Origin of the sequence: Roseomonas rosulenta, assembly GCF_016106005.1 — a bacterium.
Classification (GTDB): domain Bacteria; phylum Pseudomonadota; class Alphaproteobacteria; order Acetobacterales; family Acetobacteraceae; genus Neoroseomonas; species Neoroseomonas rosulenta.
Map to the genome: position 1 here is coordinate 1 of NZ_JACADR010000036.1, position 14,236 is coordinate 14,236.

General features: G+C 72.5%; 10 protein-coding genes. 3 read left to right on the forward strand and 7 right to left on the reverse strand.

Translation table 11 applies throughout. The features are described 5' to 3' along the window. The first annotated feature begins 365 nt into the window (after positions 1-365). The gene (locus HW578_RS07245; protein WP_198369878.1) at positions 366-3,191 is read left to right on the forward strand and encodes a beta strand repeat-containing protein; all 2,826 of its coding nucleotides are present in this window, start codon (positions 366-368) and stop codon (positions 3,189-3,191) included. Between the two features lie 44 nt (positions 3,192-3,235). Here HW578_RS07245 and HW578_RS07250 read toward each other — a convergent pair whose 3' ends face one another. Continuing rightward, positions 3,236-4,384, reverse strand: coding sequence for an acyl-CoA dehydrogenase family protein (locus HW578_RS07250; RefSeq protein WP_198369879.1), 1,149 nt, complete (start codon positions 4,382-4,384; stop codon positions 3,236-3,238). Positions 4,385-4,773: 389 nt separating this feature from the next. Here HW578_RS07250 and HW578_RS07255 point away from each other — a divergent pair, with 389 nt between their 5' ends. After that, positions 4,774-5,565 (forward strand): SDR family NAD(P)-dependent oxidoreductase, encoded by a 792-nt coding sequence (locus tag HW578_RS07255; RefSeq protein ID WP_198369880.1) that lies wholly within the window; start codon positions 4,774-4,776, stop codon positions 5,563-5,565. A gap of 11 nt (positions 5,566-5,576) precedes the next feature. Here the strand turns inward: HW578_RS07255 and HW578_RS07260 are convergent, their stop codons facing one another. Continuing rightward, positions 5,577-8,978, reverse strand: coding sequence for an indolepyruvate ferredoxin oxidoreductase family protein (locus tag HW578_RS07260; RefSeq protein WP_232478752.1), 3,402 nt, complete (start codon positions 8,976-8,978; stop codon positions 5,577-5,579). A 110-nt stretch (positions 8,979-9,088) separates the two neighbouring features. Between HW578_RS07260 and HW578_RS07265 the strand changes: the two genes are divergently transcribed. Then, positions 9,089-9,541 carry an Lrp/AsnC family transcriptional regulator gene (locus HW578_RS07265; RefSeq protein WP_198369881.1) on the forward strand — a complete coding sequence of 151 codons (453 nt, stop codon included), beginning with the start codon at positions 9,089-9,091 and terminating at the stop codon, positions 9,539-9,541. Between the two features lie 20 nt (positions 9,542-9,561). Here HW578_RS07265 and HW578_RS07270 read toward each other — a convergent pair whose 3' ends face one another. From HW578_RS07270 to ccoG, 5 genes are read right to left on the reverse strand one after another with little or no spacing between them, the layout of a single operon-like run. Then, complete coding sequence (locus HW578_RS07270; protein WP_198369882.1) at positions 9,562-9,747, reverse strand: hypothetical protein; 186 nt, start codon at positions 9,745-9,747, stop codon at positions 9,562-9,564. Continuing rightward, a complete protein-coding gene (gene ccoS, locus HW578_RS07275; RefSeq protein ID WP_198369883.1) occupies positions 9,744-9,905 on the reverse strand; it encodes a cbb3-type cytochrome oxidase assembly protein CcoS in 162 nt (53 codons plus the stop codon). Before ccoS ends, HW578_RS07270 begins: the two co-directional genes overlap by 4 nt. Positions 9,906-9,908: 3 nt before the next feature. Beyond that, complete coding sequence (locus HW578_RS07280) at positions 9,909-12,251, reverse strand: heavy metal translocating P-type ATPase (protein WP_369407841.1); 2,343 nt, start codon at positions 12,249-12,251, stop codon at positions 9,909-9,911. Beyond that, the gene (locus HW578_RS07285) at positions 12,248-12,721 is read right to left on the reverse strand and encodes a FixH family protein (protein ID WP_198369885.1); all 474 of its coding nucleotides are present in this window, start codon (positions 12,719-12,721) and stop codon (positions 12,248-12,250) included. The genes HW578_RS07280 and HW578_RS07285 overlap by 4 nt, the downstream gene beginning before the upstream one ends. Beyond that, a complete protein-coding gene (gene ccoG / locus HW578_RS07290) occupies positions 12,718-14,232 on the reverse strand; it encodes a cytochrome c oxidase accessory protein CcoG (protein ID WP_198369886.1) in 1,515 nt (504 codons plus the stop codon). The genes HW578_RS07285 and ccoG overlap by 4 nt, the downstream gene beginning before the upstream one ends. Positions 14,233-14,236: the final 4 nt, after the last annotated feature.

Sequence of the window (14,236 nt, forward strand, 5' to 3'; positions counted from 1 at the left end):
ACCCGCCGGGCGGCGGGCAAGGCGGCGGCGCACGGCCGCCCTCGGGTCCGAGCGACACCGATCCCGGCGATCCGCCGGGCGGCGGCCGTGGCAGTCGAGGTCCCATCAAGACCTGACGCCATTTCCGGGATTTCGTCTCATCGGCAGAGATCAGTCTCGGAAATTCGTCTCCTTTTAAAGACAGACGGGCATCCTGGCCGGAGCCCGGCGCATCCCCGCGCCGGCTCTGACCCGGAGCCACAGCCCTGTCCGTCGTCACGCTCAATGCCTCGGCGCCCAACACGCTGGCGCTGCCGGCCTTCTCGACCCTCGTCGGTGGTCTCTTCGCGGATGACATCACGGTCACCGGCGCCCTGTCCGGCGCCATGGTCGACCTGCGCGACGGCGCCGACCAGCTCAGCCTGGCCAACGGGACGAACACAGTCCTCGTCACCGGCGTCGAGACGCTGAACGGTGGCAGCGGCACCGACATCGTCACGCTCGCCGCGCCGGTCGATGGTATGCATGTCCTGCTGCGTGGCGGCAGCGACACGCTGATCCTGGCCGATGGGCGCAATGTCGTGCGTGTCACGAATGTGGAGACGGTGATCGGCGGCACGGGCGCCGACCAGGTCATCGTCGCCTCGCGCCACTCCGGCTATCTCTCGCTCGGTGCCGGCGCCGACCGCGTCACGGTGAACGGTGGGGGCGGCAGCACGCTGCTCCTCGCCCCCGACATCGAGACCGTCGATGGCGGCCTGGGCGAGGATGTCGTCACCTTCACGGGCGCCGTCTCCGGCGCGCGGGTGGACCTCGCGGGCGGCAATGACCGCCTCACGCTCGCCGCGGGGCCGAACCAGCTGACCCTGCGCGGCGTCGAGACTCTCGCCGCCGGCGCCGGCGACGACAGCATCACGATCGAGGGCCCCTATTCGGGCGCCTACGACCTCGGCCCCGGCGAGGACTGGCTGCTGCTGGGCGATGGTGGCGGCACCCTCGCCGTGACCGGCGTCGAGAACCTGCTCGGCGGGGCGGGCGCGGATCTCATCACGCTTGGCACCGCGCTGCAGGACAGGCTGGTCGCGCTGGGCGGCGGCGCCGACCGGCTGACCCTCGCCAATGACGGCAACGCCCTGCGGCTGTCCGGCGTCGAGACCGTGATCGGGGGCAGTGGCGCCGACCGGCTGCTGATGCTGGATGCGCTCGCCCCGGGCGCGTTGATCGACCTCGGCGCCGGGGAGGACAGCGTCGCGCTGGCCGATGGCGACAACACGCTCAGCCTGCGCGGGGTCGAGACGATCACCGGTGGCGTGGGTGCGGACCGCGTCACGCTGCTCGCGGGCGGCACGCTGCGCATGCAGGGCATCGAGACGCTGGTCGGCGGCGCGGAGGACGAGTTCGTCACCACGACCTCGCGCATCATCGGCGGCCTGGTCGACTTAGGCGGCGGGCGCGACCGGCTGGTGCTCGTCGATGGCGGCAATACGCTCCGCGCGGTGGGGATCGAGACGCTGACCGGCGGGACCGGGGCGGACATCGTCACGCTCTCGGGCGCGGTCACGGACGGGGTGATCGACCTCGGCGGCGGCGCCGACCGCCTGGTGATCCGCGGCGGGCCGGTCACCGCCCGGCTGATCGGCATCGAGACGGTCGGGGGCGGCGGCGGCGACGAGGACCTGACGCTGACCGCCCCGATGACCGGCACGATCGACCTGATGGGCGGGCAGGACGCGCTGCGCCTGGCCGATGGCGGCAATACGCTCGCCATCGGGGGCGTCGAGACGCTGCTCGGTGGCGCGGGGGCGGACGTTATCCAGCTCGGCCGCGCGGTGCGCGACATGCTGGTGGATCTGGGCACGGGGCTCGATCGCCTGGATCTCGCCTTGGGCGGGGGCAGCAGCCTCGTGGTCTCCGGCGTGGAGTCGCTGAACGGCGGCGCCGGGCACGACCAGGTCAGGGTCCTCGGACGCGCGGCCGATGCGCTGGTCTCGCTGGGCGCGGGGCGCGACCGGCTGGTCCTGGACGACACCGACGACGTGGTGCGGTTGCTTGGCGTGGAGGTGCTGGAGGCTGGCGGCGGGAACGACCACGCCACGCTGCTCGATCCGCTGCGCGGCGGCTTCCTCCATATGGGCGCGGGCAGCGACAGCGTGGTCCTGGCCGATGGGGGCAAAATCCTCACCATCGCCATGGCCGAGACCATCCTCGGCGGCAGCGGCGACGACGCCATCGTGCTCGGCAGCGCCATGCCCTCGGGGCTGGTCGATCTCGGCGGCGGATACGACACGCTGATACTCACGCGCGCGGGCAATTCCGTCGCGGCGGCGGGGGTCGAGCTGCTGGTCGGCAGCGACGGCAACGACACGATCGACCTGGCGGGCGAGGCCGAGGGCGTGATCCTGCGGATGGGCGGGGGGGCCGACCTGCTGCGGCTGGGGCCGGGCAACAACCACGTCATCGTCGCCGATGCCGAGCGCATCGAGGGCAATGGCGGCGACGACCTGGTGGTGCTGACGCGCGCCGCGGCGGGGGCGGTAATCGACCTCGGCGCCGGGGTCGATCGCGTCGTGCTCGGACCCGGGGCGAACAGCGTGCGCCTGCTGGGCGTAGAGGGCGTGGTCGGCAGCCGCGGCAACGACCAGGTGGTCCTCGACGGGCCTGGCACGAGGGTGGTCGCCTCGCTGGGCGAGGGCTACGACATGATCACGCTGGGCGATGCCGGCTTCAGCGTGCTGATCGCCAATGTCGAGCGCGTGCGCGGCGGCGCCGGGGCGGACCTGGTGACGGTCGCGCCCGGCGGCGGGCAAGCCTTCCTCGAAGGCGGCGGCGGCAACGACACGCTGACCGGGGGCGGCGGCGGCGACACGCTGTTCGGCGGCGCGGGGGCGGACCGGCTGGTGGGCGGCACGGGGGCCGACCTTTTCCTCTACACGGCCGTGTCGCAATCCACGGCCGCGGCGCCCGACACAATCGTGAACTTCAACCCGCTGGAGGGCGACGTGATCGGCTTCGTGGGCATCGGCGCCAGCGGGCCGTTTCACTGGCGCGGCGCCGCCTCCTTTTCCGGGGAGGGCCAGATGGAAGGCCGCTTCGACGTGGCGACCAACCAGTTGCGCATCGACCTCGACGGCGATGGGGAGGTGGACATGGCATTCTGGATGCCCGGCTTCGCGCCCGAGGGCTTCGACAGCAATGCGCTGCTCTGGGCGTGAGACTCAGCGCGGCATGCCGGGCGCGCGCTGGCATCGGGGCACGCTCAGCGCGCGCCGAGCATCCCGCGCGCCACGATCAGGCGCATGATCTCGTTGGTGCCTTCCAGGATGCGATGCACGCGCAGGTCGCGCACGATCTTCTCGATGCCGTAGTCCGCCAGGTAGCCATAGCCGCCGAGCAGCTGCAGCGCCTCGTCGGCCACGCGCGAGCAGGTGTCGGTGACGAAGCGCTTGGCCATGGCGCAAAATGCCGTGGCGTCCGGCGCGCCGGCATCGAGCTTCGCGCAGGCGCGCCACAGCAACGCGCGCGCCGCTTCGAGCTCGATCCGCATGTCGGCCAGGCGGAACTGGGTGTTCTGGAAATCCCCGATCGCCTTCCCGAAGGCACGCCGGCCCTGCACGTAGTCGAGCGCGATGGCGAGCGCGGCCTCCGCCCCGCCCAGCGAGCAGGCGGCGATGTTGAGCCGCCCGCCATCGAGCCCCGCCATGGCGAAGCGGAAGCCCTGCCCTTCGGCGCCCAGCAGCGCCAAGGCCGGCACGCGCGCATCCTCCAGGATCACCTGGCGCGTCGGCTGGGCGTTCCAGCCCATCTTGCGTTCGTTCGCGCCGAAGGACAGGCCGGGCGTGTCCTTGGGTATCAGCAGGGCGGAGATGCCCGAGGGACCCTCCCCGCCCGTGCGCACCATCGTCAGGTAGAGGTCCGACACGCCCGCGCCCGAGATGAACTGCTTGGTGCCGTTCAGCACGTAGCCCTCGTTGTCGCGCGCGGCGCGCGTGCGCAGCGCGGCCGCGTCGCTGCCCGACCCCGGTTCGGTCAGCGCGTAGGAAGCGATGCGCTCCATCGTCACCAGCGAGGGCAGGTGCTCGGCGCGCTGCGCGTCGGAACCGAAGCGGTCGATCATCCACGCCACCATGTTGTGGATGGACAGGTAGGCCGAGACAGTCGGGCAGCCGGTGGCGAGCGCTTCGAACACCACCGCGGCATCGAGGCGGGTGAGGCCGGCGCCGCCGCTCTCCTCGCGCACATAGAGCGCGGCCATGCCGAGTGCGGCGGCCTGGCGCATCTCCTCGACGGGGAAGTGGCGCTGCTCGTCCCAGCGAAGGGCACTGGGCGCGATCACGTCGCGGGCGAAGTCGCGCGCGACGGATTGCAGCTCGCGCGTGGCCTCGGGCAGGTCGAAGGTGGCGGTCATCGGTTTCCCCCGTTTCGGGCAGCATAGCGCGGGGCGCGGACGAATCCTTCCCCCGCTGCCCATGACGATCGCGCGGCCGGGGGCGCGCGCGGATCTCGGACCGGGGCCAGTCCGCGCCCCGCGAAGGCTGCGCCGCCCCAGGCCGAGGCCGCCCGACGGATGGCGCCCGTGCTGGCGAATGCGCCCGAGACCGCGTGGCGGCGCACACCCGACCCCGGTGCGCAGGCGAAGGCCGCACCGGAGGCGCCTGGGCTCGGCGGCGCGCTGGTGCCGCCGCCGCATCCGCCGCAATCTGCAATCGGCCGCGCCGCCCGGCAGGCGCGGGAGCGAGCGACCGGCGGTCGCAGGGCGCGGGCCGGGCGGCACGGCGACACGGGGAGGAAGCGGGCATGGATTTCAGCGGCAAGGCAGCGGTGGTCACCGGTGGCGGCAACGGGATCGGCCGCGCCGTGTGCCTCGCCTTCGCCACGCGCGGCGCACGGGTGCTCGTGGTGGATCGCGACGAAGCCGCGGCTGCGGCGGTCGCGGCCGAGATCGGCGCCCAGGCGCTGCCCTGCGCGGCCGACGTCACGCGCGCCGCCGATGTGGCGCGCTACGTCGCGCGCGCGCTGGACGCCTTCGGGCGCATCGACTGCTTCCACAACAATGCCGGCATCGAGGGCCGCGTCGCCTCGGTGGTGGACTACGAGGAAGCGGATTTCGACGCTGTGATGGCGGTGAACGTGAAGGGCGTCTTCCTCGGCCTCAAGCACGTGCTGCCGGTGATGATCCGCCAGGGGGCGGGGGCGGTCGTGAATACGGCCTCGACGGCGGGGCTGCTGGGGACGGCGCGGATGCCGGCCTATGTCGCGTCGAAGCATGCCGTGCTAGGGCTGACGAAATCCGTGGCGGGCGAGGTCGGGCCGCTCGGCATTCGCGTGAACGCCGTCTGCCCCGGGCCGATCGACACGCGCATGATCCGCGACATCGAGCGCCAGATCTCGCCCAACCGGCCCGAGAGCGTCGAGGCGGCCTATACCGCCGGCATTCCCCTACGCCGCTACGGCACGGTGGAGGAGGTGGCGAATGTCGTGCTGTTCCTGTGCTCGGACCTGGCCGGCAACGTCACCGGCGCGCAGTACGTGATCGATGGCGGGCGGACCGCCGCGCCGGCCGGGGTCTCGCAGACCATGCAGGGCTGACGCGGCGCGCGTCAGCCCGGCGCGAGGGCCGCGAGGCGCGTGCGCACGGCCGCGAGGTTGCGCGCCTTCACATGCCCGAAGCCCTTCACGCCGGCCCAGGCCTCGGCCCAGTCGCAGGCCTGCGCGTGGGTCGGCGGCAGCGTCGCGAGGAAGCCCTCGATCCCGGCGCGGAACTCGCCCGGCAGGGCGCGTTCCATGCGACGTTCCTCGGTGCGGCCGAAGGGGTCGAGCACGGTGCCGCGCAGCGCCTTGCCGTGTCGCAGCAGAGACATGGCGCTCAACATCCAGGGGCCGAAGGCGTGCTTGGCGGGCACGCCTGTAACCGGGTCGATCTTGGCCAGGATCGGCGGGGCCAGGTTCAGCTCAATGCGCTGCGTGCCGGTAAAGGACTGCGCGAGCGTCGCCTGCCAGGCCGGGTCGGCATGCAGGCGCGCGACCTCGTATTCGTCCTTGTACGCCATCAGGCGGTGCAGCTGCGTCGCGACGGCGCGCCCGAGGCGTTCCTCGCCGGGGATGGCCGCGGCTTCGGCGCCGCGCACGCGGGCGACGAAATCCGCGTAGTCGCGGGCATAGCGCGCGGATTGGTAGGCGGTGAGGTCCGCCACGCGGCGCGCCACCAGCACATCGAGGGTCTCGGCCGCATCCGCCGGCGGGTGCAGGTCTTCAAGCGGCGCGGCGCGCCCGCGCGCGAAGGCCTCCTTGTTCAGCGCCACCTGCGCGCCGTTCAGTTCCAGCGCGCGGGAAATCGCCTCGGCCGAGAGCGGCACCAGGCCGCGCTGGTAGGCGATGCCGAGCAGGAAGACGTTGAGCATCACCGCATCGCCGAGCTCCGCCGTGACGCGCGTGGTGCCGCCCAGCGCCACGGTGTCGCGACACGCGCTGCGGATCGAGGCCAGCATCTCGGCGGCGCGGTAGCGCGTGCCGGTGTCCTTCACGAACTGCGCCGTGGGGGCGAGGTCGGCATTCACCACCGCGACCGTCCGCGCGGGGCCGAGCAGCGGGCGCGCCGTGGTGCCATGCGCCACCACCATGTCGGCGGCGATCAGCAGATCGGCGGACCCGGCACCGATGCGCGCGCCGGCGATGGCATCCGGCGCCGCCCCCACCGCGCCGATGCGCAGCTGCGCATAGACACCGCCACCCTTCTGCGCGAGGCCGAGGAAATCGAGGCTGCGCACGGGCCGCCCCTCGAGATGCGCGGCCTGCGCCAGGATGGCGGCGAGCGAGGACACCCCCTGCCCGCCCACGCCGGCCATCAGAAGGTTCCAGGGTTCCGCGCCGATGACCGGACGCGTGGGTTCCGGCGGTTCGGCACCGGCGGAGGCCACGACGTGCTCGGCCGGCCGGGCGCCGACCAGCGTGACGAAGGAGGGGCAGAAGCCCTGCACGCAGGAAAGGTCCTGGTTGCAGGCGGACTGGTCGATGCGGCGCTTGCGGCCGAATTCCGTCTCGACCGGCTCCACCGCCAGGCAGTTCGAGGCGCGCGAGCAGTCGCCGCAATCCTCGCAGACCCGCGGATTGATCATCACGCGCCGCTCGGCCTTGGGAGCGAGGTCGCGCTTGCGCTTGCGGCGACGTTCCGTCGCGCATTCCTGGTCGTAGATGATGGCGCTGACACCCGGCACGTCGCGCAGTTCGCGCTGCACGGCGTCCAGTTGCGAACGATGATGGAAGCCCACGCCCGGCGGGATCAGCGGGTTGGCGCGGTGGCGGTCCTCGTCGTCGGCGACGATCTCGATGCGCTGCACGCCCTCCGCGCGCAGCGCGGCGGCGATGTGGGGAACGTTGATCTCGCCCTCGGGCATCTGGCCGCCGGTCATGGCGACCGCGCCATTGACCAGGATCTTGAAGGTCATGTTGGCCTTCGCCGCCACGGCGAAGCGCACGGTCAGGCTGCCCGAATGGCCCCAGGTGCCGTCGCCGATATTGGCGAAGACGTGCTTCTCGGTGGTGAAGTGGCACTGGCCGATCCAGGGCATGCCCTCGCCGCCCATCTGGGTGAACAGGTCGGAGTTCCGGTCCATGTTCTTGGCGAGGTAGTGGCAGCCGATGCCGGCCAGCGCGCGAGACCCCTCGGGGATGCGCGTGGAGGTGTTGTGCGGGCAGCCGGGGCAGAAATACGGGTCGCGCGCGTGCAGCGGCGCGGCCTGCGCGGCGGCCAGCGCATCCAGCTCCGCGATACGCGCGCGTAGCCGGTCGGTGCGCAGGGCCTCGGGCAGGCGGGCGGCGAGCGCGCGCAGCATGGCGCCGGTGTCGAGCTCGGTCAGGTCCGACAGCAGCGCCCGGCCCTTCTCGTCGCGCTTGCCCACCACGCGCGGGCGGGTGGGCGCATGGAACAGCGCGTCGCGCAGCTGCCATTCCAGCATCGGGCGGCGATCCTCGATGACCAGGATCTCCTCGAGGCCATGCGCGAAGGCGCGGGCGGCCTCGGCGTCCATCGGCCAGGCCAGGCCCACCTTCCAGATGCGCAGGCCTGCGTCGCGGGCCATGGCCTCGCTGATGCCGGCCTCCTCCAGCGCCTGGCGGAACACCGCATAGGCCTTGCCGCGCACGGCGATGCCGAAGCGTGAATCGGGCGCGTCCAGCACGATGCGGTCGAAGCCGTTGGCGCGGGCGAAGGCCACCGCATGCGGCAGCTTGTAGTGGCGCAGCCGCGCCTCCTGCGCGATCGGCGTATCGCGCAGGCGGATGTGGAGGCCATCCGGCGAGGGCTCCAGCCCGACCGGATCGCGCGTGGCGTAGCGCGCCGGGTCGAGCAGCACGGTCATCGACGCGTCCATCGTGTCCGCCACGCACTTCATGCCGGCCCACGTGCCGGCGAAGCGCGACAGCGCGATGCCCTTGAGGCCGAACTCCAGCACCTCGCCGACATCCGCCGGGTCGAGGACGGGGATCTCGGCGTCCATAAAGGCGTATTCGCAGCCGGAGGTGATGGTGGAGGACTTCGACGACGGATCGTCGCCGGCCAGCGCCAGCACGCCGCCGCGCGGCATGGTCCCTGCGCTGTTGGCATGGCGCAGCACGTCGCCTGAACGATCCACGCCAGGCCCCTTGCCGTACCAGATGGCAAACACGCCCTCGACCGTCGCACCGGGCGTGAGGCCCACCTGCTGCGTGCCCCAGATGGCGGTGGCGGCCAGGTCCTCGTTCAGCCCGGGCTGGAAGACGATGTCGTGCGTCTTCAGCCGCGCCGCCTGCTTCGCCAGTTCGCGGTCGAAGCCGCCCAGCGGGGATCCGCGATAGCCGGAGATGAAGCCGCCGGTCTTCCAGCCCAGCGCGGCGTCCATCTCGCGCCGCAGCAGCGGCAGGCGGACCAGCGCCTGGGTGCCGGTGAGCAGCACCGGTTCGCCGGTGGCGTCCCAGCGGTCCTCGAGTGTCGCGTCGGGTCGGATGATGCTGCCCATGGCGGTCATGTTGGGGGTCCCGGAGCGGTCTGCCAATGGCGGGATGATGCGCCCGGGCGCGCAGCCGATCTTTTCGATTCCTGTTGTGCGGCGCCGAACAGGCGGAACATCCTGCCGGGATGGACGCCATCGACCGAAAGATCCTCCGCGCGCTGGCCCGCCGGGCGCGGCTGACCAATGCGGAACTGGCCGAGGAGGTGGGGCTCTCCCCCTCCCCCTGCTGGACGCGGGTGAAGCGGCTCGAGCAGGCGGGCGTCATCCAGGGCTACCACGCGCTGCTCGACCAGGCCGCGCTCGGCCTGCCGGACACGGTGTTCCTGGAGGTGATGATGGAACGCCACGACGAGACGCAGCTCACCCGCTTCGAGCAGGCGGTGCTCGCCATTCCCGAGGTGCTGGAATGCTGGCTGGTGACCGGCGAATACGACTATGTGCTGAAGGCCGCCGTCGGCGGCACCGCGGGCTACGAGGCGCTGCTGCGCGAGAAGATCTACCGCCTGCCCGGCGTGCGGCACACCCGTACCGCGTTCACCCTGCGCTGCCTGAAGCGGGTGATCTCGCCGGTGCCGTGACGCCTGCCGAGGCCGGCGGTTCAGTGCGCCTTGCCGGCCTTGTCGAAATACGCGCCGATGGTCCGGTAGGCGTTCAGCACGCCGAACAGCACCAGGCCCCAGGCAAAGATGGTGATGCCGGCATCCTTCGCCGCCGCGGCGAGGAACAGCCCCACCAGCGCGAGCACGGCGTAGAAGGCAAGGAAAAAGGCGCGGGTTCCGGTCATTTCGGGGTCTCCTTGCGGGGCTGGTCGTCAAACAGGATGCGGGCGGCGGCGCCGTCGAGGTCCTCGTACTGGCGCGAGCGCATGGTCCACAGGAAGGCCACCAGGCCGAGCAGGCCCAGCAGCAGCGAGACGGGGATCAGGTAGAGCAGGATGTCCATGGCTCAGTCCTTCCCGGCCCGCAGCGCGTTCATCACGACGATGATGGAGGAGGAGGCCATGACCAGCGCCGCGACCAGCGGCGTGACCATCCCCGCCACCGCGAGCGGCACGGCCACCAGGTTGTAGCCCGCCGAGAAGCCGATGTTCTGCCGCGCGATCGCCTGCGCGCGCCGCGCGATTCGGATGGCCACCGGCAGCATCGCGAGGCCATCGCGCTTCAGCACCAGGTCGGCGGCGGATTGCGCAAGGTCGGTCGCCCCCGCGGGGCTCGCGGAGACATGCGCGGCCGCGAGGGCGGCGGCGTCGTTGATGCCATCGCCCACCATGAGCGGCCGGCGCCCGGCGGCGGCCAGCGCCGCGATGCGCGCCTGCTTCGCGACTGGATCGGCCCCCGCGCGCCATTCCGCGATGCCGGCCTGCCAGGCCAGCGCGGCCACCGCCCCCTCGCCATCGCCGGAGAGAAGTTCGGCCTTCAGGCCCAGCGCGGCGAGCGCGGCCACGGCCTCCGGCGCGTCCTCCCGCATGCGGTCGGCGAAGCGGAACAGGACCGGCGCGGCCTCGCCCTCGCGGAAGGCCAGCGTCATGCCGTCGCTCGTGGCCGGCAGCCCGACGAAGGCGGGCGAGCCGAGCCGTGCAGCGCCGGCCTCGAGCCCCTGCCCGGGAATCTCGCGCACGGCATCCGCCGGCGGCGCCTCCGGGCAGGCACGCGCCAGCGCCTGCGCCAGAGGGTGGCGCGAGGCGTGCGCCATCCCCGCCGCGCGCGCCAGCATGGCATCGTCCTGGCCTTCGGGGAGCAGCACGGGCCGGCCCTCGGTCAGCGTGCCGGTCTTGTCGAGCACGGCGTGGTCGACGCTGGCCAGGCGTTCGAGCGCCGTGGACGAGGTGACCAGCACGCCGCGGCGGAACAGCGCGCCCACCGCGACCACCTGCACCGCCGGCACGGCGAGGGCCAGCGCGCAGGGGCAGGTGATCAGCAGCACGCAGACGGCATTCACCAGCCCCACCTGCCAGGGCGCGCCCAGTACGCCCCACCACAGCAGGAAGGTGGCCGCCGCCACCGCATGCGCGGCCGGCACATAGACCCGCGCGGCGCGGTCGGCGATGGCGACGAAGCGGCCCTTGGCCTGCTCCGCGCGTTCCAGCAGCCGCGCCATGGCGGCAAGCGAGCCGTCCTTCGCTGCCGCGCTGACCGTCATGGTGAAGGCAGCGCCCATGTTCACCGCACCGGCGGGCAGCGCATCGCCGGGTGCGAAGGCGCGCGGCACGCTCTCGCCGGTCGTGGCGGCGGCGTCGAGCAGGGTCTCCTCCGCGGCCACGCCATCGAGGCGCAGGCGCTCGCCGGCGGCGACCAGGACACGGTCGCCGGCGACGACGGCCTCGGCGGGCACCGCTTCGTTGCGACCGTCGGGCAGAAGCCGGGTGACGACGCCTTCCTGCAGCGCGAGCAGTTCCGCCACCGACTGCCGCGCACGCCGCCGCGCGGCACGGTCGAGCACGCGCCCGGCCAGCAGCAGCGCGATCAGCGCGGTCGCGCCGTCGAAATAGGTATAAGGGCCATTGAACCAGGTTTCGGACAGCGACATCGCCGCCGTGGCGAGCACGCCGAGCGACACGGCCATGTCCATCGACGGCCGCCCCGCGCGCAGCGCCACCCAGGCCGAGCGGTAGAAGGGCATGCCCGCCACCAGCACCACCGGCAGGCCGATCAGCGCCGCCAGCCAGTGCAGCCCGTGGCGCGTCGCCTCGCCCATGTCGCCGCCGACCCAGACGGCGACCGAGACGAGCATCACGTTCATCGAGCCGAAGAAGGCGATGCCGAGCGCGCGGGTCAGCGCGCGGCCCTCGGCATCCTCGGTGGCGCGCAGGCAGGCCGGCGACCAGGGCGCCGCGCGGAAGCCGAGCCGTGCGAGCAGCCCGACAAGGTCGTTCGCGCGCGAAGCCTCGCCGCGCCAGGTGACCGACAACCGCCGCGTGGCGAGTGCGGCGCGCGCCGAGAGCACGTCGGGTTCCGCCGCCAGCGCCTGTTCCACCAGCCAGACGCAGGCGCCGCAGGTCAGCCCCGCGATGACCAGGTCGAGCCGATGCACCCCGTCGCGCTCCGTGGTGGCAAAGGGGGCGAGGTCGATCGCGGGCGCCGCCGCTTCTGGTCGCAGCGTCCCGGCCTCGGTCAGCTGCCGGCGGTAGAAGGCATCGAGGCCAAGGCCGGCGACCAGCCCATGCGCGCCCTCGCAGCCGGCGCAGCAGAAGCGCGCCTGGCCCGGCGCGAGCCGCGCGCCGCAATGGGCGCAGGCGGCGGCGGAGACCGCGGCGGGCGCGACAGGCTGGGCGCGGCCGATCAGGCTCACGGGACCATCACCCGGCGGCGGATGTCGAAGGGCGTCCCGTCCGGGCCGAACAGGGTGAGGCGCGCCTCCCACTGGCCGCGCTGCGCGGGAAGCGCCTCGGCGGACCATCGCCCGGTACCGCGCGGCACGAAGTCGAGCGGCAGCTCGACACCCTCGAGCGGGCGCAGCAGCACGCCCTCGATGCGGCCGGGGATGGCACGGCCCTCGCGGTCGGTGGCGGCGACGATGAGCGCGCCGCCGGCGAGCGTGACCTCGGCCTTCCAGCCCAGCGCGTCCTGCCGCGCCGCTTCCGCCAGCACCTGGTCGTAGCCGCGCCCGCGCTCATACGACCGCGGCACCGTGACGCCGGTGAAGGTCGAGACGGCGTAGTAGACCAGCACCAGGTTCACCGCGATCACGACGCCCATGCCGCCCACGAAGGCCCAGGGGATCCAGCGGCTGCGCCGCGGGTCGTGGGTCGAGGCGCTCATGGCCGGGGTCCTGCGAAGGTGGAGGAATTGCTCGCCACCGCGCGCCCGTTCGCGTCGAGCAGGCGGAAGGTGACGGGGGTGGATTCCGCGACCCGCTGGCCACCGGGCACGGTGACCAGCACGCGGTACTGCGCGATGCCGTCCGCACGGCGCGGCAGCAGCGGGCGGCCCTGCGCATCGGCCTCGACATCCTGCACCACCATGCGGAAGCCCTCCGGGGCCTGCAGCACGAGGGCGAGCGGCGCTTCCTCGCGCGTCTTGTTGACGATCTTCACGGTGAAGGCGTTGCGGATGCCGCCATCCGACAGGCGCACGAACAGCGGCGCGCGGTCGCGGATCACGGTGACGTCGAGCGTGGAGCGCAGCAGGAAGGCGCCCAGCATCACCAGCGACACCACCGTCAGCGCGCCGGCATACATCACGGTCCGCGGGCGGATGAAGCGCGGCAGGTGGCGCGCGGCCATGCCCGCCTTCTGGCGTTCGAGGCCCGGCGCCAAACCGGCGGTGGCGGCCGCACTGGCCGAGAGGTTCTTCAGCGTCTCGAAGGCGATCAGCCCCTTGGGCCGGCCGAGCTTGCCCATCACGCTGTCGCAGGCATCCACGCACAGCCCGCAGCCGATGCATTCGAGCTGCTGGCCGTCGCGGATGTCGATGCCCGTGGGGCAGACATGCATGCAGGCGAAGCAGTCCACGCAGTCGCCGACGCCTTCCGCCTTCAGCTTGCCGCGCGGTTCGCCGCGCCAGTCGCGATAGGTCACGACCAGCGAGTTCTCGTCGAGCATCGCCGCCTGGAAGCGTGGCCAGGGGCACATGTAGGTGCAGACCTGCTCGCGCGCCCAGCCGGCCAGCAGGTAGGTGAAGCCGGCGAACAGGGCGAAGAAGAAATAGACCTGCGCCGAGGCATGGCCGGTCAGGATGGCACGCGTGACGGTGGGTGCGTCGTTGAAGTACATCACCCAGGCGCCGCCGGTCGCCGCCGCGATCAGCAGCCAGACCGCGTGGGTCAGCGCCTTGCGCGTCCAGTAGTTCGCGTCGCGCGGCCCCTGGTCGAGCTTCATGCGCGCGTTGCGGTCGCCCTGGATCCATCGCTCGACGAACATGAACAGGTCGGTCCAGACCGTCTGCGGGCAGGTGAAGCCGCACCACAGCCGGCCGAACAGCGAGGAGACCGCGAACAGCGCGAAGGCGCCCAGGATCAGCGCGCCCGCGAGGAAGTAGATCTCCTGCGGCCACAGCTCGACCCAGAAGAAGAACAGCCGCGCGTTGAAGATATCGACCAGCACAGCCTGGTCGGGCACGCCCTCCCCGCGGTCCCAGCGCAGCCAGGGCACGATGTAGTAGAGTGTGAGGCAGGCGATCAGCACCGCCCACTTCACCGAGCGCACCTTCCCGAAGACACGCTTCGGATAGACCTTCACCCGCGACGCATAGAGCGGCTGGTCGGCGGCGGCGACGTGTGTCGCCGCCGGCTGATCAGCCTTCGCGCGGTGCGGTGCCTCGGTCGTGTTCATGGCG